This is a genomic window from Lentzea alba (assembly GCF_011067745.1).
Lineage (GTDB): Bacteria > Actinomycetota > Actinomycetes > Mycobacteriales > Pseudonocardiaceae > Lentzea > Lentzea alba.
Window position 1 is genome coordinate 23,766 of record NZ_JAAMPJ010000017.1, and the last position, 21,663, is coordinate 45,428.

General features: G+C 68.9%; 23 protein-coding genes. 9 read left to right on the forward strand and 14 right to left on the reverse strand.

Going from position 1 to position 21,663, the window contains the following annotated elements; all coding sequences use genetic code 11:
- Nucleotides 1-21: 21 nt before the first annotated feature.
- Together G7043_RS42620 and G7043_RS42625 are read right to left on the reverse strand one after the other, a co-directional pair.
- The gene (locus G7043_RS42620) at nucleotides 22-2,007 is read right to left on the reverse strand and encodes a glycosyltransferase (RefSeq protein WP_166054534.1); all 1,986 of its coding nucleotides are present in this window, start codon (nucleotides 2,005-2,007) and stop codon (nucleotides 22-24) included.
- The gene (locus G7043_RS42625) at nucleotides 2,004-2,579 is read right to left on the reverse strand and encodes a DUF998 domain-containing protein (protein WP_313888358.1); all 576 of its coding nucleotides are present in this window, start codon (nucleotides 2,577-2,579) and stop codon (nucleotides 2,004-2,006) included. Before G7043_RS42625 ends, G7043_RS42620 begins: the two co-directional genes overlap by 4 nt.
- Before the next feature lie 200 nt (nucleotides 2,580-2,779).
- On the opposite strand from G7043_RS42625, the gene G7043_RS42630 reads away from it, so the two are divergent.
- Genes G7043_RS42630 through G7043_RS42640 form a run of 3 tightly spaced genes read left to right on the forward strand, consistent with a single transcriptional unit; the run spans nucleotide 2,780 to nucleotide 5,399 of the window.
- Complete coding sequence (locus G7043_RS42630) at nucleotides 2,780-3,709, forward strand: ABC transporter ATP-binding protein (protein WP_313888359.1); 930 nt, start codon at nucleotides 2,780-2,782, stop codon at nucleotides 3,707-3,709.
- Nucleotides 3,706-4,464, forward strand: a complete 759-nt coding sequence (locus tag G7043_RS42635; RefSeq protein WP_390829476.1) for an ABC transporter permease — start codon at nucleotides 3,706-3,708, stop codon at nucleotides 4,462-4,464. Before G7043_RS42630 ends, G7043_RS42635 begins: the two co-directional genes overlap by 4 nt.
- A gap of 20 nt (nucleotides 4,465-4,484) precedes the next feature.
- Nucleotides 4,485-5,399 carry a COX15/CtaA family protein gene (locus G7043_RS42640; RefSeq protein WP_313888360.1) on the forward strand — a complete coding sequence of 305 codons (915 nt, stop codon included), beginning with the start codon at nucleotides 4,485-4,487 and terminating at the stop codon, nucleotides 5,397-5,399.
- Here the strand turns inward: G7043_RS42640 and G7043_RS42645 are convergent.
- Both G7043_RS42645 and G7043_RS42650 read right to left on the reverse strand, forming a co-directional pair.
- Nucleotides 5,378-6,472, reverse strand: coding sequence for an ankyrin repeat domain-containing protein (locus G7043_RS42645; protein ID WP_166054536.1), 1,095 nt, complete (start codon nucleotides 6,470-6,472; stop codon nucleotides 5,378-5,380). The two genes, G7043_RS42640 and G7043_RS42645, sit on opposite strands and share 22 nt — an antisense overlap.
- Before the next feature lie 9 nt (nucleotides 6,473-6,481).
- Nucleotides 6,482-6,946, reverse strand: coding sequence for a GbsR/MarR family transcriptional regulator (locus G7043_RS42650; RefSeq protein ID WP_166054538.1), 465 nt, complete (start codon nucleotides 6,944-6,946; stop codon nucleotides 6,482-6,484).
- Between the two features lie 141 nt (nucleotides 6,947-7,087).
- On the opposite strand from G7043_RS42650, the gene G7043_RS42655 reads away from it, so the two are divergent.
- Nucleotides 7,088-7,564, forward strand: coding sequence for a hypothetical protein (locus G7043_RS42655; RefSeq protein WP_166054540.1), 477 nt, complete (start codon nucleotides 7,088-7,090; stop codon nucleotides 7,562-7,564).
- On the opposite strand, the gene G7043_RS42660 is transcribed toward G7043_RS42655, so the two are convergent.
- From G7043_RS42660 to G7043_RS42690, 7 genes are all read right to left on the reverse strand, one after another.
- Nucleotides 7,542-7,709 carry a DUF397 domain-containing protein gene (locus G7043_RS42660; protein WP_166054542.1) on the reverse strand — a complete coding sequence of 56 codons (168 nt, stop codon included), beginning with the start codon at nucleotides 7,707-7,709 and terminating at the stop codon, nucleotides 7,542-7,544. The genes G7043_RS42655 and G7043_RS42660 overlap by 23 nt on opposite strands.
- Complete coding sequence (locus G7043_RS42665) at nucleotides 7,706-8,542, reverse strand: helix-turn-helix domain-containing protein (RefSeq protein ID WP_166054544.1); 837 nt, start codon at nucleotides 8,540-8,542, stop codon at nucleotides 7,706-7,708. The genes G7043_RS42660 and G7043_RS42665 overlap by 4 nt, the downstream gene beginning before the upstream one ends.
- A complete protein-coding gene (locus tag G7043_RS42670; RefSeq protein ID WP_313888361.1) occupies nucleotides 8,464-9,036 on the reverse strand; it encodes a Uma2 family endonuclease in 573 nt (190 codons plus the stop codon). The genes G7043_RS42665 and G7043_RS42670 overlap by 79 nt, the downstream gene beginning before the upstream one ends.
- An 89-nt stretch (nucleotides 9,037-9,125) precedes the next feature.
- Nucleotides 9,126-9,614, reverse strand: coding sequence for an ATP-binding protein (locus G7043_RS42675; protein ID WP_166054547.1), 489 nt, complete (start codon nucleotides 9,612-9,614; stop codon nucleotides 9,126-9,128).
- Between the two features lie 109 nt (nucleotides 9,615-9,723).
- On the reverse strand, nucleotides 9,724-10,272 hold the full coding sequence (locus tag G7043_RS42680; RefSeq protein WP_207312483.1) for a DUF742 domain-containing protein: 549 nt from the start codon (nucleotides 10,270-10,272) through the stop codon (nucleotides 9,724-9,726).
- A 4-nt stretch (nucleotides 10,273-10,276) separates the two neighbouring features.
- Nucleotides 10,277-10,693, reverse strand: a complete 417-nt coding sequence (locus tag G7043_RS42685) for a roadblock/LC7 domain-containing protein (protein ID WP_166054549.1) — start codon at nucleotides 10,691-10,693, stop codon at nucleotides 10,277-10,279.
- Nucleotides 10,690-13,305 (reverse strand): sensor histidine kinase, encoded by a 2,616-nt coding sequence (locus G7043_RS42690; RefSeq protein ID WP_166054551.1) that lies wholly within the window; start codon nucleotides 13,303-13,305, stop codon nucleotides 10,690-10,692. The genes G7043_RS42685 and G7043_RS42690 overlap by 4 nt, the downstream gene beginning before the upstream one ends.
- A gap of 333 nt (nucleotides 13,306-13,638) precedes the next feature.
- Between G7043_RS42690 and G7043_RS42695 the strand changes: the two genes are divergently transcribed.
- The gene (locus tag G7043_RS42695; protein WP_166054553.1) at nucleotides 13,639-14,049 is read left to right on the forward strand and encodes a DUF485 domain-containing protein; all 411 of its coding nucleotides are present in this window, start codon (nucleotides 13,639-13,641) and stop codon (nucleotides 14,047-14,049) included.
- Entirely contained in the window at nucleotides 14,046-15,623 is a 1,578-nt protein-coding gene (locus G7043_RS42700; protein WP_166054555.1) for a solute symporter family protein, read from the forward strand. The genes G7043_RS42695 and G7043_RS42700 overlap by 4 nt, the downstream gene beginning before the upstream one ends.
- Here G7043_RS42700 and G7043_RS42705 read toward each other — a convergent pair.
- Nucleotides 15,609-16,394, reverse strand: coding sequence for an alpha/beta fold hydrolase (locus G7043_RS42705; protein WP_166054557.1), 786 nt, complete (start codon nucleotides 16,392-16,394; stop codon nucleotides 15,609-15,611). The two genes, G7043_RS42700 and G7043_RS42705, sit on opposite strands and share 15 nt — an antisense overlap.
- A gap of 74 nt (nucleotides 16,395-16,468) precedes the next feature.
- Here G7043_RS42705 and G7043_RS42710 point away from each other — a divergent pair, with 74 nt between their 5' ends.
- Entirely contained in the window at nucleotides 16,469-17,761 is a 1,293-nt protein-coding gene (locus G7043_RS42710; RefSeq protein ID WP_166054862.1) for an aminotransferase-like domain-containing protein, read from the forward strand.
- Here G7043_RS42710 and G7043_RS42715 read toward each other — a convergent pair.
- Together G7043_RS42715 and G7043_RS42720 are read right to left on the reverse strand one after the other, a co-directional pair.
- On the reverse strand, nucleotides 17,745-18,584 hold the full coding sequence (locus G7043_RS42715) for an ATP-grasp domain-containing protein (protein ID WP_166054559.1): 840 nt from the start codon (nucleotides 18,582-18,584) through the stop codon (nucleotides 17,745-17,747). The two genes, G7043_RS42710 and G7043_RS42715, sit on opposite strands and share 17 nt — an antisense overlap.
- Nucleotides 18,581-18,871 (reverse strand): hypothetical protein, encoded by a 291-nt coding sequence (locus G7043_RS42720; RefSeq protein WP_166054561.1) that lies wholly within the window; start codon nucleotides 18,869-18,871, stop codon nucleotides 18,581-18,583. Before G7043_RS42720 ends, G7043_RS42715 begins: the two co-directional genes overlap by 4 nt.
- A 36-nt stretch (nucleotides 18,872-18,907) precedes the next feature.
- On the opposite strand from G7043_RS42720, the gene G7043_RS42725 reads away from it, so the two are divergent.
- Together G7043_RS42725 and G7043_RS42730 are read left to right on the forward strand one after the other, a co-directional pair.
- A complete protein-coding gene (locus G7043_RS42725) occupies nucleotides 18,908-20,494 on the forward strand; it encodes a DUF885 domain-containing protein (RefSeq protein WP_166054563.1) in 1,587 nt (528 codons plus the stop codon).
- A 155-nt stretch (nucleotides 20,495-20,649) separates the two neighbouring features.
- Nucleotides 20,650-21,591 carry a quinone oxidoreductase family protein gene (locus G7043_RS42730; protein ID WP_166054565.1) on the forward strand — a complete coding sequence of 314 codons (942 nt, stop codon included), beginning with the start codon at nucleotides 20,650-20,652 and terminating at the stop codon, nucleotides 21,589-21,591.
- Nucleotides 21,592-21,663: the final 72 nt, after the last annotated feature.

Here is a 21,663-nt window from a genome sequence, read left to right on the forward strand (position 1 = left end):
CCGCCGCCGTCCCCCTGGCGATCAGGCCGCGAGCGCGATGACGGGCGCGGTGCGGCCCATCGCTCGCGCGTAGAGGCCCTCGAAGCGCTCCAGAGTGGCCGCGAGCGCGTGGTGCGAGATGATCTCGCTGCTGGCCGCGCCCATCCGGCCCCGCATCGGCTCGTCGTGGACCAGCGTGTGCAGGCGCTGGGCGAGCTGGTTCACGTCGCCGGGCTCGAACAGCCAGCCGTTGCGGCCGTGGTGCACGAGGTGCGGCAGCGCCATCGCGTTCGCCGCGATCACCGGCTTGCCCGCGGCCATCGCCTCCATCGTGGCGAGGCTCTGCAGCTCGGCGACACCGGGCATCACGAACAGGTCCGCGCGGGCATAGGCGTCGAGCAGCTCGTCCTCCGACACGAACCCGTGGAACTTCACGCGGTCCGTGATGCCCAGGTCGCGGGCCAGCAGCTCCCACTCGGCCCGGCAGGTGCCGTCACCGACGATCTCACCGAACGCGCCGGGCACGCGGGCCAGGGCGCGCAGGAACTCGTCGACGCGCTTCTCCTCGTCCAACCGCCCGACGAACAACGCGGTCGGCCGGTCGTTGTGCGTCACGGACCGCTGGTAGCGCGCGATGTCGATACCGCACGACACCGGCACCGCGCGTTCAGGGAAACCGCTCTCGTGCAACAACTGCACGGCCCGCGGCGTCGGCGCGGTGACCATGTCGGCCCGTCCGAACACGCGCGCCAGGTCGCGGTAGGCGAACTTGCTCGCCAGGCCCTGCAGGAACGACGGCACGTGCGCGTGGCTGAACAGGTTCTCCGGCATGAAGTGGTTCGTGGCGAGCGTGGGAATGCCCTGAGCGACGGCGGAGTTCAGGACGAACCGGCCCACCACGAAGTGCGCTTGGACGTGCACGACGTCCGGCTTCAACGACTTGATCAACTCGTCCGCCTCGCGGGAGGCCTGCCACGGCAGGCAGAAGCGGAAGTCCGGGTAGAACGGCAGCCGGTGCGAACGCAGGCGGTGCACCGTCACGCCTTCGATCTCGGTGGCCTTGGGCGAGTCCGGGGCGATGACGTGGACGTCGTGGCCCTTGCCGGCCAGACCGACGGCCAGGCGCTGCGCGAACCGCGCCGCTCCGTTGACGTCCGGCGGGAACGTGTCGGCGGCGATGACGACGCGCAGCGCGCTGGAGGTGTTCACGGGAAGCTCCGATCGAAGAGAGACACGAGGTTGACGAGCGAGTGCGAACACACCGCCGGCGGCGGCGAGCGCGCAGGCGATCAGCGCGGCGCCGGTCCACACGGACAGGTGCGCGGCCTCGCCGAGCAGGAAGGCACCGATGCCGACCGCGACCAGTGGATCCACCACGGTCAGGCAGGCGACGGCGAGATGAGGGGGCCCGCCGGCGTAGGCGTGCTGGACCAGCCAGCCACCGACGGCGAGCGAGAGAGCGATGCCGAGCACGGACGCGATGTGAGAGAGCCCGAACCCGCCCTGCTGCACCGACTGCGAGACGGCGCGCATGAGCACGGACACGTACCCGTATGCGACGCCACCGGCCGATGCGAACGCCACGGCACGAACGCGCGCGTTCGTCGTGAGTGCGGCGATCACTCCAGGCACCGCGATCGCGCCGAGAACCACGAAACCGGCCGTGAGTTCGGCATCGGGCACAACCCGCGTTGAGGTCGCACTGCCGGACGCGAGGAACACGAACGCACCCACGCCCACGGTCGTGATCAGGATCGCCGGCAACTCGCGGAAACGGCGGTCCATCAACGCGGTCATCCCGATCGCGAGCACGCCGATCGGCTGAATCACGGTGAGCGGCGCCATGCCCAGCGCGGCCGCGTGCACACCCGCACCGGCGATGAGCAGGGCGAGCCCGCCCAGCCAGCGCGGCTGCGTGAGGACGCTGACGCGGGCGCCGGTCTCGGCGACCGCGTCGTGCTGCAGCCGCGCCGCGAGCGCGAAGGCCACGGCACCGAGCACCGCGAGCGTGATGGCGAGCAGGGTCATGAGGTGCGCCTCACCTGTAGTGCCGCAATGGCGAAAAGGAGTCCGTACAGCGATGCGAACAAAACGCGTTCGGTGAGCCCGCGCGCCTCAAAACCGGCGAACGAAACGTGGCTGACCAGAAACGCCGCGCTCGACACGGTCGCCGTTATTGCGACACCGAGCAGAGCCGGAAATTTGCGGGCAATGAGCACGCCGGCCGCGGGCAACGCCATGAACATCACCGCGCCGGCGTACCGGTGGACGTAGCCGGACAACGAGGTCGGCGCTCCCGTCGGGTCGGTCGGGAAGATCGTCGACACGGTCAGACCTGCCGACCAGATGCCGATCAGCCACTGCGCTGACCTGCCTACTCCGCGCAGGTTGACGGCGAGCAACGCCGAGACGGCCGCGAGACTAAGAGATGTCGCCGCGAGCCAACCCGTGCCGTTGTTCACGAACACGTAGTCGCTGATGACGTCCGTGACCGGGTTGAGCTGACCTGCCGACACGACATGCAGGTAGAAAATCGGAACCAGTGAGAACACCAGTCCCCCGACCACCAGTCCCCGTCTTTTCGCCCCCGACTCGATCACGACAAAAGTCTCTTGTGAACGCGTTGATCAACCAATGGGGAACTCCCCCGAGCAAACCCTGAGGTGTCCCTGACTCCCCGGGGTAGGGACAGCCCCACCCCCCTTGCCGGAGGAAACGCGGGGGCCTTTCGTTTCCTTCTGGGGAACGCGGGGCCCCCGCGTTCCCCCCGGCAAGCGGGGACCGCCTAGGCTGACCGCTCGTGAGCCCGAATCCCCAGCCTGCGGTGGAAGTGTCGGGGCTGGTCAAGAGGTACGGCTCGAAGACCGCCGTCGACGGCCTCGATCTCGTGCAGCAGCCCGGCACCGTTCTCGCCCTGCTCGGGCCCAACGGCGCGGGCAAGACGACGACCGTCGAGATCTGCGAGGGGTTCCGCTCGGCCGACGACGGCACGGTGCGCGTGCTCGGCCTCGCGGCCGGCTCCGAGGCGTTGCGGCCCCGCATCGGCGTGATGCCCCAGGGCGGTGGCGGGTATCCCGGCATCCGCGCCGAGGAGATGCTGAACCTCGTGGCGGCGTGCGCGGCCAACCCGCTCGATCCGAAGTGGCTGATCGAGATCCTCGGGCTTTCCGGTGCGGTGCGCACCCCCTACAAGCGGTTGTCCGGCGGTCAGCAGCAGCGGCTCTCGTTGGCCTGCGCGTTGATCGGACGCCCCGAGCTGGTGTTCCTGGACGAGCCGACCGCGGGCATGGACCCGCAGGCACGCCGTCTGGTGTGGGACCTCGTGGGCGCGCTGAAGGACGACGGCGTGTCCGTGTTGCTCACCACGCACCTCATGGACGAGGCCGAGGCGCTGGCCGACAACGTCGTGATCATCGACGAGGGCCGGGTCGTCGCGCAGGGCTCGCCCGCCGAGCTGACCGCGAACCGGCCGGACGACCAGCAGCTGCGCTTCCGCGCGCGGCCCGGCCTGGACACGTCGTTGCTGTCCGCCGCGCTGCCCGAGGGACTGAAGGTGCGCGAGGCGACGCGCGGCGCGTACCTCGTCGAAGGGCTGATCGATCCTCAGGTCGTGTCCACCGTGACGTCGTGGTGCGCCCAGCAGGGTGTGCTGGCCGAGGAGCTGACGGTGGCCAAGCGCAGCCTCGAAGACGTTTTCCTGGAGCTGACCGGCAGGGAGCTGCGTTCGTGACCACCTTCGCTCCCGGCACGTTCAAGCCCGCGCCCGGTCGCGGCTCGCTGCCGAAGATGCTCTTCGTGCACGCCCGCACCGAGGCGATGCTGACCCTGCGCAACGGCGAGCAGATCCTGCTCACCGTGATCATCCCGCTGGCGTTGCTGGTCGCGCTGTCGTTGATGTCGGTGATCCCGATGCCGGAGCCGCGCGTGGGTTCGGCGGCCGCGCGGATCTTCGCGCTGGCGATCATCTCCTCGGCGTTCACCGGGCAGGCCATCGCGCTCGGGTTCGACCGGCGTTATGGCGTGCTGAAGCGGCTTGCGGCCTCCGCACTGCCCCGGTGGCTGCTGATCGCCGGACGGGTCTGCGGGGCACTGGTCGTGGTCGCGATCCAGATCGCGTTGCTGGCGGTCACGGCGTTGATCCTGGGCTGGAAGTTCCCGTTGAGCGGCTTGCCCTGGATGGTGCTGCTGATCGTCCTGGGCACGCTGACGTTCGGCGCTTTGGGCGTGCTGCTGGGCGGAGCGTTGCGTGCGGAGATCGTGCTGGCGCTGGCGAACATCATCTGGTTCGTGTTGCTGATGGTCGGTGGCGTGGCGCTGTCCGTGCCCGTTGGGTTCGTGCACCTGTTGCCGTCGGCTGCCCTCGCGCAGGCGTTGGAAACCGCTGTGGTGCACGGCACCGCACCAGGTGTGGGCCCGGTCGCAGTGCTCGTGGCCTGGGGCGTTGTGGCGGGGGCACTGTCCACCCGGACGACTCGACTTACCTGACGAGACCTACCATCAGAGGCGTGTCGAAGCTGACCGCCTTCCTCGTGTCCTGGCAGCGCGCGTTCGCGATTGCCGTCGTCATCGCGCAGGCCGGAATCGCGGTCACCGGGTCGATCGTCCGCGTGACCGGTTCGGGCCTCGGCTGCCCGACGTGGCCGCAGTGCGTCGAGGGCAGCGTCGTGCCGGTGCAGCACCCAGAGGTCGCGGCCCTGCACCAGTGGGTCGAGTTCGGCAACCGGACGCTGACCGGTGTCGTCGGGGTCATCGCGGGTCTGTGCGTGCTGGCGGCGTGGTTCACCCTGCCGCGACGCAAGCGGGTGCTGAAGCTCTCGCTCGTGCAGCTCGTCGGGGTGGCCGTGCAGGCGGTCGTCGGCGGCATCACCGTGCTGACCGGACTGGCCTGGTACACCGTGTCGATCCACTTCATGATCTCGATGGCCCTGGTGTGGATGGCCGTGCTGCTCGTCAGCTCGCTGTCCGAGGGCGACGGTCCCGCTCGCCTGAAGGTGCCAGCGCCGTTGATGAAGCTCCAGGTCGTCATGGCCGCCGTGCTGAGCGCGTTGCTGCTCGCGGGTACCTGGGTGACGGCCGCCGGGCCGCACGCCGGTGACGCGTCGACGCCGCGCCTGGGCGTCGAGGTGGCGACGCTCGCGCAGATCCACGCGGACCTGCTGTTCCTGTTCCTGGGCCTGCTGATCGCGGTCGGGTTCTTCAGCCGGACCCGCACGTACTGGACGCTCGTCGGCGTCGTGCTCGCCCAGGGCGCGCTGGGCATGGTCCAGTACTGGACCGGGGTGCCCGAGGTGCTCGTGTCGATCCACGTGCTGGGCGCCGGCGCGGTTGTCGTTGCCACGGCGGCACTCTGGACGTCGTCGCGGGAGCGCACGCACGAGGTCGAGCTTCCGGCTGACGATCAGGCGCTCAGCAAGGCCTGAGCTTCACCCTGGTCGTTGTGCCCGGCCCAGTTCGCGGGCGTGGCCTCGAAGTTGGCGTCCGTGATGGACCGGTCGGCACCCGCGTCGAGCAGGATCCGGATGATCGGCAGGTGGCCGCGTTCGGCCGCGAGGTGCAGCGCCGTCACGCCCTCGCCGTGCATCGGACCGCCGAAACCCGTGCGCTGGTTGGGATTCGCGCCCAGGTCGAGCAACGTGCGGGTGGCGTTCTCCAGCCCGCACCACGCAGCCCACGCCAGCGCCGTGCCGCGGTAGACGTCCGCGTCGATCCTGGCGCCGCGCTTCAGCAGGTCGCCGAAGACCTCGGTCCGGTCGTTCCGCGCGGCCCACGACAAAGCCTCGTCGAGGACTTCCTGCGGGTCGTCGGTCGGCCACCAGCGCGGGAAACCGCTGTGCGGCCGGTAATAGCCGCGCTTGGCCTCGGGTTCGGTGGCGAGGTCGAGGTTGCCGAGGCCGGCCGCGGTGCGCAGGTTCGGCGGATCGACCCCCAGCAGTTCCGCGGTTTCCCTGTTGCCCCAGAACAACGCGACGGTGAGCGGCGTGCCACCTTCGCCGCGGGCTTCGAGGTCGGTGCGGGCACCCCGGTCCAGCAGCAACCGGGCCAGGCCAGGGAGGTTCGCGTACGCGGCCTGGTGCAACGCCGTCCAGCCGTGCACGTTCTGGTGGTTGATGTCCGCGCCGTCGTCGAGCAGCACCTTGACCAGCCGCTCGTCGCACTTGGCCGCGGACAGCCCCAGCAGGTCGTTCCCGTTGGTACCGCTGGCCTTCACCAGCCACGGGTCCCGCGTGATGATCGCCTTGAGCTCGTCCGGGTGCTGCAGCTCGATCGCCTGGTAGGCGCGGGCGAACGGGCGCGGCTTGCGGATGTTGGCCTTCAGCGCCTTCCAGTCCTGGCAACCGTGGGCCTGCGCGAGCACGAGGTGCGCGCCCTCGTCCGTCAGCGGCACGTCGTCGAAGACTTCGAGCGCGCCGGGCACACCGTCCCACGCGGAGGCGAGCAGTCCCCTGGCTCGCTCCTCGTAGTACTCGATGTCATCGCGGTAGGGGTGCCACATGCACCCACGCTACTTCGGCGACGCGGGCCTGCGCTCCCACAAAGCGGGAAGTTCCTCTGAGAGCCAACCGTAGAGGTGGTCGACGGCCTTGAGCCGCATCGCGCGCTCCGGGTCGCCGCTGAGCAGCCGCATGCCGTCGTCGGTCAGCAACTGGACGCTGGCGATCGCGTTGAGCTTGCGCTGGATGAAGTCCGTCCAGGCCTTCTCGTTGATCCGGTACTCGGCGGCCTGCCTGCCGCGCCGGGTCCGCTTGGTCACCAAGCCGACGTTGACGAGGTACTTGAGGTTCGTGCTGATCGACCCGCTGCTGGCTTCCAGCTCCTGGGACAGCTCGGCGGCGGTGCGCTCGACCGGCTGGCAGACCAGCAGGTAGCCGAGGATGCGGCCGCCGATCAGCGGGATGCCCTCCTCGGCGAAGTGGGCGGCGAACCGCTCGATCCAGGCGGACAGCCGGGTTTCCCGTCCGACGCTCATCGCGGATGATCCCCTTCGGTCGACACTGAAATCATCGTAGCGATCTTGTCAACCGTTGTGCAACCAATGGGTTGCATGTCGCGGTTTCTAGTGCAACCATCGGTTGCGCGAGCGACGACTTCACGGACAAGGACATCGGCGATGGACACGACCGCACTGCGCAGCGCCTACGAGAAGTTCTTCGAGACGACGGCAAGGCCCGATCTCGGCGAGGCCGCCGACGGAGGCTGGAACGCCGACCAGGTGCTCGCCCACGTGCTCAGCGTGGACGCCGCGACCGCCGCGGTCGCGCTGAGCGTCGTGTCCGGCGCACGCCCCACCTTCGACAACCGGGTGTGCCTGGACGGCCGGAACCTCGATCGGATCATCGCCGAGCACGCCGGCCGGGCCGAGCTGATCGCCCGCGTGCGGAGTCAGGCCGCCGTTCTCTGCGACATCGCCGACCAACTCGGCGACGAGGACTCGGCGGTGCTGGTGCCGGCGTTCCTGATGTCCGGCGACGAACTCCTGCTGGACCAGCCCGTCCCGCTCGCCGCCCTCATCGACGGGCTCGCCGAGAACCACGTGCCCGTGCACACCCGGCAGCTCGCCGAGCTCAGTCGGCAGCCCCGCGCTTGACTTCACCGAGGAACGCCGCCCACGACACCGCGGACACCGGCAGGTGCGTGGCCGGTGCCTTGCTGTCCCGGACGCCGACGCCGTGCCCCACCTCGACGCACTGGTTGGCGGTAGCGCTGTAGCTGCTCTTGCGCCAGTTGGTCATTGGAGGCCCTCCAAGATGTTGTCGATCACCCCCCTCGATTCTTCACGATCGAGGGCGACGGCCGCGAGCCGCTTCACCCTGTCCTCGTACAGCGCGACGGTTTCCTTGTCGTCGAAGAACAAGCCGCAGTTCAGGGTGTCCAGGAAGACCAGTGGCGGGTACTTCGGAAACCTCATCAGCCGGAAGTCACCCGCCGCGCCCGCGTGCATGCCGATCGACCGCGGAATGACGTGAAAGTTGATGTACGCACGCACCGACATCCGCAGCAGATGGGCCAGTTGGTCACGCCACACGTCTTCGCCACCCACCGGCAACCAGAGTGCCTGCTCGTGCACCAGGAAGGTGAACGTCCTGCCAGGCCTCAGGATCTCCGCCCGCGCAATCCTCGCGGCCACGACCTTCGGGACATCGTCTTTGTCGATGGGCCCGGCCTCTGTGACGTGGTGCGTGTACTCAGGCGTCTGCAGAACACCGGGCACGAGCGACATCGCCCAGTCGATGATCTCGGAGGATTCCTTCTCGTGGCTGATGAGCGTGCGCAACTGGTCCGGCACGCCGTCCTCGGGGAACAGGAGAAGGCCCTTCTCCCCCGCCTCCGCGTACAGGCTCATCAACCGACGCCGTTCCGCGAGCGGAACCCGACAGTAGGCGAGCAACACCTCGACCTGGTGCTCGTCGAGGCCGCGTTTGCCGTTGACGGCTTCCGAGATCTGCGCCTCGTCGAAGTCCAGCACTTCGGCCAGCCTGCGTTGGGTCAGGTCGGTGGTGGCGATGGCGGCGCGAAGGCCGTTGCCGAACTCGCGGCCCAGGACGTTCGACTCTCTTTTGGGCATGCCGGAAAACTAGAAGGCGGAAACCTCCCGGCTCCATTGTTTCGCCTCAAAACGCCCTGAAGGTGGGAGCCTTGGAAAAGCTCCAAAGACGAGGCTTGTGGAGATCGGCGGGGTCCAAGCTGATTGCCGGGTGTCAACGTCACGACGTCCGAGTAGACGCCGTCATTCAGCCGGTGGCAGTAGATGACCGGACCATACGCACCGTCGAGTTCGACTCGCCAGTACGCGGGCACACCGGCCGCGGCCAGAGCAGCCGGCTTCTCCAGGTGATCGCTCTTCTTCGTGGACGGGCTGACGATCTCCACCGCCAGCGCGACGTTCGCGACGTCCACGGACACCGTCTCGATGCGTTCAGTCGTCACGACCACGTCCGGGATGTAGCCGAACCGGTCGCCCGCGCGTTGGTGCTTCACTGCCTGGACCGGGATCGCGACGAACCGCCCATCGCTCAGCTCGATGCGGCAGCCTTCCAGGGGATCAAGGCTCTCCCACACGAAACAGTGGCTAGGAGCCCACGCGGCCTCCCAGCCACTGTTCGTCAGCAACACGACCGGAAAGAGCTACCCCTTGGAGCTGCTCCAAGTCAGCAGACAGGCGCCAGCGGGGTCGTCTCGTCAGGCCCCGGCCGGCGCCGCCACCGGTCCAGCTTCGCGTGCTCGGTCAGCGTGATCAGCGCCTCCCGCACGGACAGCCGCACCCGCGGGTCGCAATCCACGACCGGCACCTCGGGAGCGATGCCCATGCCCCGGATGATCGCCTTCACGTCCGACCGGACAGACGCGTGCACGTTGTTCAACGCCAGCACGTAGGGGATCCGGTGGTCCTCGAAGTACCGCATCGCGTCCACGGAGTCCGCGGGCCGCATCACGTCGAAGAGCACCACGGCACCGACGGCGCCGCGCACCACGTCGTTCCAGCCCGCGCGGGCGTCCTGCCACTGCGGGGCGACGAACAGGTGCAAGGCCAGGCCGGGGTCGAGCCACACCCGGCCGAACTGGATGCGCACCAGCTCGGTGACCAGACCCGCGCGTTCCGGTGGGAGCGCTGTCATGGTCAGCAGATCGTTTTCCACGATCGACCTGATGAAGGTGCTCTTGCCAACGCCGAAGCCACCGGCGACGACGACTTTTGCCGAGGTCAGCTCCCGACCGGGCGGCCCGGGGGGCCCGAATTCGGGAAATCTAGAGCCGACGTAGTCCACTCAGCACTCTCTCCATCAACCCGAGGTCCGGCACAGCACCACCCGCGGAAACAGTCTGATGCACGTCCACCAGACCTCGTTCCGCCATGTCGCCGAGCAACACCTTCACGACTCCCAGTGGGAGCCGCATCAGTGCGGCCACCTCCGCGACGGATCGCGGTGAGCGGCACAACTCGACGACGTGTTGGTGCTCAGCCTGCAAGATACCTGCAGACTGCCGACTCTGATCATTCGCGGAGACAAGTGTCTCGATCTCGAGGTTGATGTTCGACCGAGTGCGCCCACCCGTCCAGGCATATGCACGCACGATCGAGGCGTCCTGAGGCTCCACCGCGGGAGACTCATCCGCCGGCAATTGTTCTTGCGGTACAACGGGAGTTGCTTCCCGCGCGGGCACCGGGGACGACGGCGTGCGCGTTCGCTTGCGGCCCGAGTCCAGGGAAAACCCGTTCATCAGGTCGGCGAACGTCTGCTCGGCGGGCGTCTCAGCCCGTCTGCGTCGTCGGTGCGCGTCAGCGGCCGAACTCATGGATTCACCTCACGCTGTGCAGCTGCGCTCGCAGTTCGGGAGTGAGGATCTGGCCCACCTGGTCGACAACCACGGTCATCTCGTAGGCCACTTGGCCGACGTCGCTGTCGGGGGCGGCGAGAACCGCCAAACAAGACCCGTCTCGAATGGACATGAGAAGCATGATCCCGTAGTCCATCTCGATCACGGTGCGCAACACTCCGCCACCTTCGAAGCATCGTGAAGCGCTCATCGTCAGCGCCGCGACACCGGAGGCGATCGCCGCCAGCTGCTCGGCGCGGTCCGGGGGCAGGCCTGTCGACTTGGTGAGCAACAGGCCGTCCACCGAGATGACGATCGCGTGGGCGACTCCGGCCACGCGATCGGTGAAGTTCGTGATCAACCAGCCGAACTGGTCCACCTGGCGTGACTGCGTGCTCATGCCTTCTCCCCGTTCCGCTGGCCGTTCCCCTGGCCGTTTCCGTTCCCGTTGCTTCCCAGCGGGGCCTGACGCAGGCCCGTCTGGTAGCTCGCGAGAAAGCCTCGTGCTCGTTCCGGATCACGTCTGTGGCCCACGGCAGGACGTGTGCCGTTCTCGGGACGTTCAGCGAGGTCGGGGAGCAGATTCTTACGTGGTGCCCGTTTCGGCAACCCGGCATCCGTCTCGCCGGCGTCCGTGGCGGGGTCGCCGGCCTGTTCCCAGACCGTCCCGCCGGGCTTCTTGCCGAACCAGGACGCCACTACGGACGGTGACGACGCAGGTGGGGGCGATTGGTCACCGTTGACCGGTTCGCCCGAGACTCCGCTCCCGGAAAACCAGGAAGACGTTGTCTCATTTGGTGTCTCAACAGGCACGGGGTTTTCAACGACGGACGCCGGGCGCGGGTTGCGCTGCGGCAGCGCCTCGTCGATCGCGGCGCCGCGGAACGAGGTCCACTCGGCCGACTCCCGAGGGTGCTCGATGGCCGGCGCGGGCGTGGGCGGCGGGGCGAGGTTCGGGGTCTTCACGACCACGTGCGGCTCTTTGGCGGCCTGCGGCTGCTTGGGCAGCTGCTTGGGCTGGGGCAGCGCGGCGTGCCGTGGCGGAGCAACAGCCTGAGCGTCCTCGTGCGAGCGGACGAGCTCCGACGGCACGAGCACGAACGCGCGCAGGCCTTCCCTGCCCTCACCGGCCGACCGCAGCCGGACGGTGATGCCGTGGCGGGACGCGAGACGGCCGACGACGAACAGACCCATCTGACGCGAGACGGGCACGTCTTCTTCTGTCCCCGACGACAACCGTTCGTTGGCCTCGGTGAGTTCGGCGGGACCCATGCCGATGCCCTGGTCGGCCACCTCGACGAGCACCGAGCCCTGCTGGTCGATCCGCGAGCCGATCATGACCTGGGTGGCGGGCGCGGAGAACGCGGTGGCGTTGTCCAGCAGCTCCGCGACGAGCCGGACGAGGTCGCTGGCCGCGTAGCCGACGATCTCGACGGACGGCGTCGACTTCACCACGACCCGTTGGTAGTGCTCGATCTCCGACGCGGCGGCGCGCAGCACGTCGGCCAGCGGGACGGGCTGGTGGAAGCGGCGGGCGACGTCGGTGCCGGACAGCACCATCAGGTTCTCGTTGTTGCGGCGCATGCGCGTCGCGAGGTGGTCGAGCTTGAAGAGGTTGGCGAGCTGCTCGGGGTTCTCCTCGTGGCGCTCCAGCTCCTCCATGAGCTTGAGCTGGCGCTCGACGAGGCCCTGCGAGCGGCGCGACAGGTTGACGAAGATGTTCTTCATGCCCGACCGCAGCGACGACTGCTCGACCGCGGACCGGATGGCCTGCTCGTGCACGGCGTCGAACGCGCGCGCCAGCTGGCCGAACTCCTCGGTGGTGTGCACGGGCACCGGTTCGATCTCGGTGTCCGGCTTGCGGTCCGCGCGGATCGCGGCGACGACCTCGGGGAGGTGGTGGTGCGCCACGTCGAGCGCGGAGTGCCGCAGCTCGGACAGCGAGCGCAGCAGGTAGCGGCCGATGACGAAGCCGAGGGCGCCGGCGATGATCAGCATCGCGAGCAGGATGACCGCGGCGGCGCCGGCCTTGTTGGACGTGTCGTCCTGCAGCTGGGCGGCGGAGTTCGCGAGCTCGTCCTGCAGCTGGCGGGCGACCTGTTCCATCAGGCGGGCGGTGGTGCCGGAGGCCTTGTTCCACTCATCGACGGCGATGCCGAACGACGGCGGCGGCTTCGGCTGGCCGGGACGCGTCGTCACCGGGGTGCCGTCCGGCTGCGTGAGCGCGCGCTCGACCAGTGCGGACCGGCTCGCGACGGCGGCGCCGGTGACGGTCTGGTCGTACTCGCGGCGCTGTTCGGTGGTGCCGACCGCCTGGAAGTCGTTGATGCGGTCCTGCAGCCGGATGTCGGACTGCTCCAGCATGCGGACCTCCGGGCCGAGCAGCCTGCCCCGCCCGATCCCGGCTAACACGATCGCGTGCTGCAGCGAGACCTGCTCCTGCGCGATGACCATGTTGTGCAGCGCGAGCGCGGTGCCCGAGATGATCTCGTCGCCGAAGTGGCTGACGAGCGCCTGTTCGAAGTCCAGCAACGACTTCACGACCGAGGTGTAGCCGGTGGTGCCGCCCGTCGGGTCGCCTCCGTCGCCGCCCTGGGACACCTTCTCCCGCAGGTTCTTCAACGTCTCCAGCTGGGCGTTGACCTCGCTGAAGCGGTTGCGCGCGACGTCGCTCAGCCCGTCGGTGCGCTCGACCCGGCGGCGCGCGGTCGCGGCGGCGTTGTCGGTGGCGCTGATCTGGTTCTGGTAGGCGCCGACGCCGGAACCGCTGGTCGCGCTCTGGGCGGCGAGCGTGCGTTCCTGCTGGACGCTGGAGATCAAAGGAGCGAGATCCGCCCGCAGCCGGACCAGGCCCTGCATCTGCACGTAGTTGTTCGACCGGTCGACGTAACCGGAGATCTGCAGCGCGCCCGCGCCGACCGCCACGGCCACCGGCACGAGCAGCACGACGCCGAGCTTGACCGGCAGGCGCCAGTTGCGCCAGTCGCTGATCTTTCTCCACTCGACATTCACGAAATGGTCCCCAAGGCGCGCTCGAAGTGCCCCACTATCGGCTACCTCCTGGCCTGGTGAATCCCCGCGAGTCGAGACACCCGCCGCTCGATATCGAGATCAGCCGTATCGGGTGTCAGCGGATAGTAGGCCAGAGAGCGTGACGCGACAACGACCTGGGCCGTGTACGACTCGTCACCCAGCGTCACAGCCCACCTCATGGGGTGGTCCTACGGCTTCAAGGGATTGACTCATCGCCACGCGTGGTTACGCTTGCGCCCTCCACCCCCGGTTCAGCCGCGGCCTCCGCGCAGGCGCTCGCCGGGCACTCCCCGTAACGAATGCGAGCGGTTGATGACGAAGGCGCTGCCCTCCGTGTCACGCCCGGCTGTGCCCGGATTCGCGACCTTTGAAGAGCCTCATCACTCATTGCTCATCGATGGTGACGGTGAGCCTGATTTCGGCGCGATCCAAACGAGCGAGGATTTCCTCGCGTTGAAGCGCAGGGTGACGCGATTTATTCTCCCCGCGACGGTGCTGTTCCTCACTTGGTACGTCACGTTCGTATTGCTTTCGGCTTACGCGGCCGACTTCATGAGCACTCGGCTGTTCGGAACAGTGAACGTCGGCCTGACGATGGGATTCCTCCAGTTCGTCACGACGATCATCATCACAATGGCGTACGCACGTTACTCCAAGAAGAGGCTCGATCCGCAGGTCGAGAAGGTGCGCGCACTCGCAGAAATCGATGAGGAGCTCGCGTGACCGGGACGAACACCGCGATCAACCTGTCCGTTTTCGGCATCTTCGTCCTGCTGACGCTCTACATCGTCTACCGCGCTTCCACGCGGAACGTGAGCGCCTCGGACTACTACGCCGCGGGCAGCAGCTTCACCGGCACCCAGAACGGCATCGCACTGTCGGGTGACTTCCTCTCCGCCGCGTCGTTCCTGGGCGTCTCCGGTGCCATCGCGGTGAACGGCTACGACGGCTTCATGTACTCCATCGGCTGGGTCGTCGCCTGGCTGATCGGCCTGATGCTCATCTCGGAACGACTGCGCAACACCGGCCGCTACACCATGGGCGACGTCATGGCGTTCCGCATGCGCCAGCGCCCCGTGCGCGCGGCCGCGGCGAACGCGACGCTGGTGATCTCGCTCTTCTACATGATCGCGCAGATGGCGGGCGCCGGCGGCCTGATGGCGTTGCTGCTGGACGTCCACAGCAAGGTCGGCCAGGCCATCATCATCGCCGTCGTCGGCATCGTCATGGTGCTGTACGTGCTGGTCGGCGGCATGAAGGGCACCACCTGGGTGCAGATCATCAAGGCCGTGCTGCTGCTCCTGACGGTGTCGCTGCTGACGATCTTCCTGATCGGCAAGTTCGGCTTCGACTTCTCGTCGATGCTCGACCGCGCTGCGCAGAAGTCGCCGCTGGGCGAGGCCGTGTTGTCGCCGGGCGTGAAGTACGGCGCGACGGACCTTTCGAAAATCGACTTCCTGTCCCTGGCGCTCGCGCTGGTGCTCGGCACCGCGTCGCTCCCGCACGTGCTGATGCGCTTCTACACGGTGCCGAACGCGCGTGAGGCGCGGAAGTCCGTCGTCTGGGCCACCTGGATGATGGCGATCTTCTACTCGTGCACGCTGGTCATCGGCTTCGGCGCGATGGCGCTGGTCGGCACGGACAAGATCACCGGTGCTCCTGGCGGCGAGAACTCGGCGGCGCCGCTGCTGGCGTTCCAGGTCGGCGGCACGGTGCTGCTCGGCATCGTGTGCGCGGTGGCGTTCGCCACGATCCTCGCCGTGGTCGCGGGTCTGACGCTGACCGCTTCGGCGTCGTTCGCGCACGACGTCTACGCGAACGTCATCAAGCACGGTGAGGCGGACCCGCGGGACGAGGTCCGCGTCGCCCGCCTCACCGCGGTCTGCGTCGGTGTGCTCGCGATCGTCGGCGGCATCGCGGCTAACGGTCAGAACGTCGCCTTCCTGGTCGCGCTCGCGTTCGCGCTGGCCGCGTCCGCGAACCTGCCGACGCTGCTGTACTCCATGTTCTGGAAGCGGTTCAACACGCGCGGCACGTTGTGGAGCATCTACGGCGGTCTCACGTCGTGCGTGCTGCTCATCGTCTTCTCTCCCGCGATCTCCGGGTCGAAGTCGTCGGTGTTCCCGGACGTGGACTTCGCGTTCTTCCCGCTCTCCAACCCCGGCATCGTGTCGATCCCGCTGTCGTTCCTGGCCGGGTTCCTGGGCACGGTCCTGGGCGGCGAGCCGGCGGACCCGGCGAAGCAGTCGGAGATGGAGGTTCGCGGGCTGACCGGCATCGGCTCAGGCCTGCGCTAGCAGCTCTGCCACCGCTTTGTTGAAGACCTCGGGGCGTTCCAGGTTCGGCATGTGGGCGGCGCCGTCGACCACGACCAGCGTCGAACCCGGAACGCGCTCGTGCATGTACTCGGCGTCTTTCACCGGGGTGTACTCGTCATCGCTGCCCACCACCACGAGCGTCGGCACGGTGATTGCTTCGAGTGTCGCCGTGTAGTCAGGCCGTTCCGCACGGCCCCTCAGTGCCGCCGCAGCACCCTCCGGCGAAGCGTTGTGCATCATGTTCGCGACGTGCTCACCGGCCGCGGTGTTGTGCGGTGCCACCATCTTCCACAGCACCTCGGTGGCGTAGCCGGACATGCCCTCGCGCAGCAGGCGATCCGCCATGTCGTTGCGGTTCTTGCGACCCTGCGGGGTCTCGGCCTGGGCGAACGTGTCGGCGAGGACGAGGCCGCGCAGGCGTTCGGGGAACGTCCGCGCGCACTCCATGACGATCTGCCCGCCCATCGACAGGCCGGCGAGCACGAACTTCTCCACGCCGAGGTGGTCGAGCAGTCCGGCGATGTCGTGCGCGAACACGTCCAGCGTCGTGATGCCGGGGACGACCGTGGTCTCGCCGTAGCCGCGCAGGTCCGCGGCGATCACCCGCCACCCCGCCGCGGTGAAGTGCTCGACCTGCGGCCGCCACATCGAGCGGTCGAACGGATGCCCGTGCACCAGCACCAGCACGTCGTCGCCCGTGCCTTCGTCGTCGTACCCGATGGTGATGCCGTTGACGTTCGCGGTGGTCATGATCCTGACCGTAACCAGGGCTTTTGCTCGGTACAATCAAAACATTGCTCTCGGTGCAATTGGGGATCTCGACCGTGGACGACTACCGCCGGATCGCCGACGCCGTCGCCGCCGACATCGCGGCCGGGCGGTTGCGACCGGGTGAGCGGTTGGCTCCGCAGCGCGTGTTCGCCCGCCGCCACCGCATCGCGAACTCCACGGCCGCAAGGGTTTACGGCGAACTGTCGCGGCGCGGGCTGGTCACCGGAGAAGTCGGCCGGGGCACGTTCGTGCGGGCGCGAGCGGCGGAACCCGCGCTCGCCGATCCCGGCGGCGCGCCGGTGGACCTGCAGCTGAACTTCCCGGTGCTGCCGGAGCAGTCGGCGTTGCTGGCGAACAGTTTGGCGAGAGTGCTGCGTCCGGACGTGCTGGCGGAGGCGTTGCAGCCGGGCGGCGTGACCGGCACGGCTCCTGCCCGAGCCGCCGCCGCAGAGCTGTTGGCGCGCACCGGATGGCAGCCTTCGCCGGAGCAGATCCTGTTCACCGGCAACGGAAAGCAGTCGCTCGCCGCGACCATGGCGGCGCTCGTGCCGGTCGGCGGGCGGCTCGGCGTCGAGGCGCTCACCTATCCGGTCGTGCGGACCATCGCCACCCGGCTCGGGATCACGTTGGTGCCGCTGGAAATGGACGACCACGGTGTCGTTCCGGACGCCTTGCGCGCGGCGGCGGTGCGCGCGGTCTACCTCCAACCGGCGCTGCACAACCCGCTCGGCGTCACCATGCCGGAAGCTCGCCGCGCGGAGGTCGTCGCGGTGTCGGCGGAGCTGGACCTCCCGGTGATCGAGGACGCCGTGTACACCTTCCTGTGCGACGAGCCGCCGCTCGCCGCGCTCGCCCCGGACCGCACGGTGGTCGTCGACAGCCTGTCCAAGCGGATCGCGCCGGGCCTGACGGTCGGCTTCGTCGTGCCACCGGCCCAGCTCTTCGACCGGATCGCCACGAGCGTGCGGGGCGGCGGCTGGACCGCGCCGCGGTTCGCCCTCGACGTGGCGGCGCACCACATCGCGGACGGCACCGCCGCCGTCATCCAGCGGGCCAAGCGGGCGGACGCGATGGCCCGGCAACGGCTCGTCGCCGAGAAGCTCGACGTGCGCGCCGATCCACGCGCCTACCACTGCTGGTGGGAGCTGCCGCCGCCGTGGCGGGCGGACACGTTCGCCGCCGCGGCCGCGCGCGAGGGCATCGCGGTGACCCCGGCGGCGGCGTTCGCGATCGGCCAGGCACCCAACGCCGTCCGGCTCGCGTTGGCGTCGCCGCCCCTCGACCGGCTGGCGGCCGCGCTCGACGTGCTGGCCGGGATCGCCCGTGAGCCTACTGGCGCGCCCTGATCGCCGCGCTCAACCGCGACGCGGCGGCTTCGTCGGTGAGCTTGAACCCGAGCGACGGCTCGGTCAGCTCCAGCTCCAGCAGCAACGGCTCGCCGCGAGGGCCTTCGACGACGTCCACCCGTGCATACAGGAAGTCCTTGCGCTCCAACGAGAGCAACTCGGCGGCGACGTCGAGGACCTGGTTCGCGAGCTCGACCTGACGCTCAGTCGGCTCGATGCTCCGCAGCTTCTCCTCGACGTACAGGCCGGACTCCGACTCGGGCAGGCCCTGCGCCAGCATCGGTCCCTTGTGGAACGAGTGGGAGTACTCGCCCGCGAAGAACACCAGCGCGGTCTCGCCGTTCAAGTCCACACTGGACTGATACGGCTGCACCAGTGCCTTGACCCCGAGGGCGTCGAAGTGCGCACGTGCCTCGGCGTGGTCGGTGAACCGGCCGGCGCCGCGCGAACCCGCGCCGATCGCCGGTTTCACCACGAACTCGCCGTCGGGGAAGACCAGGGACTCCCCTGGCTCCACGACCGCGGTGGGCACGACGGGGATGCCGCGCGCGGCGAGCTCGACCAAATAGGACTTGTCGGTGTTCCAGCGGACCACCGGCAACGGGTTCGCAAGCGCGGGCACGGTTTCGCACCACGCCAGGAAGTCGTCGAGGCGCTCGGTGTAGTCCCAGGTCGCGCGCAGCACCACGAGGTCCGCGTCGACGGCTTCGCCCCAGGGCTGCCACACGACGTCCACGCCGTCACGCCGCAGGGCGTCGATCAACGCGTCTTCGTCGCCGTCACCGTTGGGCAGCGCGGCGCACGAGGCGAGTACGACCTTCACGACTGCATCTTGGCCATCTTGCGGCGGTGCGCCGGGCCGATCTTGGTGGCGGCGGTGGTCTCGCGGTCCCAGTCGGCCTGCTCGACGTTGTCGGTCGCCTCGACGGCCTTGGTGGCGGACTCGACGTCCTTCGCCATCACGTCGCCCATGGCGCCGTCCGCGCCGACCAGCACGATCCGCGCGCCGGCCCGGCCGATCGGCTCGACGACCGCCCTGACCGCCGTGCCCGGCTTGCCGTGGGCCTTCACGAACTCCGCGATGCGCTTCTGAGTGGTTTGATCAGACATCCCCACACTGTAAAACCACCGGGTAGCTTCAGTCGGGTGACCACCGACACGCTCACGTCGTTTCTCTCGTGGTACTTCGACCATCACCCCGCCCACGCGGCGCAAGTCGGCTCACTCGAGCACTACTCGACGTTCGGGGACTTCTCCGCGACGGCGTTCGAGCAGCGGGCCAGGCAGAACGGCGCGTGGCTCGCGCGGCTGGAGCCGTTGCCGAGGTCGGTGGACCGCGATCTCGCGCTGTCGGTGCTGCGCGGGCAGCTCGCGATGGAGGCGTGGCCGGGCTGGCGGCGCGACCCGCACGAGTACTCCGGGATGGTGTTCTTCGGGCTGCTGGCACCGTTCCTGCACCAGCTGCTGCCCGAGGCCGAGCTCGTCGCCGCCGCGATCGCGAAACTGCGCGAGGTGCCGTCGGTCTTCGCGGCCGCCGAGGCGAACCTCGACGCGTCGCTGGCGTCACCGCTGGTCGTGCGGCGGGCGTGCGACCAGGTGAAGACGGGGCGTTCGTTCGTGCTCGACTCGCTGCCGCTGCAGGTGAGCTCACCCGAGCTGCGCGCGCAGCTCGTCGAGGCCGCCGTGCCCGCCGCCGAGGCGTTCGACCGGCACGCGGCGTTCCTGGAGGACCTCGCCCTGCGCGCCACCGGCGACTGGCGGATGGGCGAGAAGCTCTACTCGACCATGTTGCAGGACAAGGAACTGCTCGGTTACGGCGCGCCGGAGCTGCACCAGCGCGGGCAGGACGCCTACGCGGCGCTGGAAGCCGAACTGATCGACCTGGCGGGCTCGCCGGACTGGCGCGCGGTGATGAGCTCGCTGCAGGACGACCACCCGCCGACGCTGGAGGCGATGCGCGCGGAGTACGAGACCGAGACGCAGAGGGCGCGCGCGGCGCTGGTCGAGCACTCACTGGTCACGCTGCCCGACGGCGAGGAGTGCGCCGTCGTGCCGTCGCCGCCGTTCCACCGGGCGATCATGGCGGTCGCGAGCTACCTGGGGCCGCCGCCGCTGACGTCTCGGCGGGCCGGCTACTTCTTCGTGCCGTTCACGCCCGACGGGGCCACGGACGAGCAGATCACGCACCGCCTGCGCACCAACGCGCGCCCGCAGATTCCGACGATCGCGGTGCACGAGGCGTATCCCGGTCACCACTGGCACTCGGCCTGGGTGGCGGCGCAGGGGCCGGCGCACCCGTTGCGGAAGGTGTTCCGGACGTCGTACTTCTCCGAGGGCTGGGCGCTGTACTCGGAGAAGCTGCTGCGGTCGGTCGGCTACTACCGGACCAAGGCGTCCCTGATGGGACACGTGGAGGCACGGCTGTTCCGCGCGGCGCGGATGGTCGTGGACACGGCGTTGCACTGCGGCGACATGACACCGGCGGAAGCCGAGGCGTTCATGGTGGCGCGCACGGCCCTGACGCCGGGCACGGCCGTGGGCGAGGTGAAGCGGTACTGCGCGTGGGCGACGCAGGCGCCGTCGTACCTGACCGGCGCGCTGGAGATCGACCTCATCCGCGACGAGTTCCTGGCCGCGGAACTGGGGTCGTTGCGCGACTTCCACGACCGGATCGCCGGATCCGGCGCGTTGCCGCTCGGGCTCGCGCGCCGCGTGGCGCTCGGCGAGGACTGAGGGCAAGGTTCGAAGTCTGGGTTCGATGAGAGTTGCCCGGCCATCGCGGATTCAGACTTCGATGCAGGCCCTACGGCAAGGTTCCCATCTGACGGGACCGGGAACACCGCGGCCGTGGCCTGGGTTGACCGGGTTGAGTCGATCAAGGAGGACAGATGCCCAAGGCAGTGGTGGTGCGTTCGGCCGGCGGACCGGAGGTGCTGGAACACACCGAAGTGCCGTCACCCGTGCCCGGTGACGGCGAGCTGCTGGTGCGGGTCGGCGCGGCGGGCGTCAACTACATCGACACCTACCAGCGCAGCGGCCAGTACCAGGTGCCGTTGCCCACCGCTTTGGGGCTTGAGGGCGCGGGCGTGGTCGTCGCCTCGAACTCGCCGGAGTTCTCCGTCGGCGACCGGGTGGCGTGGATGTCCGTGCTGGGCAGCTACGCGTCCGAGGTCGTGGTGCCGGCGACGACCGCGGTGCGGGTGCCGGACGGGCTGGACGTCGAGCTGGCGGCGGCCGCTCTGTTGCAGGGCATCACCGCGCACTACCTGACGCATTCGACGCACGTCGTGAAGGAAGGCGACCGGGTGCTGGTGCACGCGGCCGCCGGTGGCGTCGGGTTGTTGCTGACGCAGTGGTCGAAGTCGAAGGGCGCGCACGTGGTCGCGACCGTGTCGACCGACGAGAAAGAGGCGCTGGCGCGGGAGGCCGGCGCCGACGAGGTCCTGCGGTACGGGGAGTTCGCGTCGCAGATCGAGAAGGTCGACGTGGTCTACGACGGCGTGGGGCGCGACACGTTCGACCAGTCGCTCGCGTCGCTGAAGCCGCGCGGGCTGCTGGCGCTGTTCGGTGCCTCGTCCGGACCGGTGCCGCCGGTGGACCCGCAGCGCCTCAACGCAGCCGGGTCGGTGTACCTCACCCGGCCGTCGACCGGGTCGTACCTGCTGGACCGCGCCGAGTACGAGTGGCGGGCGGCGGACCTGTTCGGGGCGATCGTGGACGGCACGCTGAACATCCGGATCGGCGGGCGCTACAAGCTGGAGGAGGCGGCCCAAGCGCACACGGACCTCCAGTCCCGCCGAACCACCGGCAAACTCCTGCTCGTGCCCTGACCCACGCGGTCCGGTCCGGGATGTTGATGAGGGGAGCTTTCATAAACCTGAGGTTTGTGAAAGCTCCCCTCA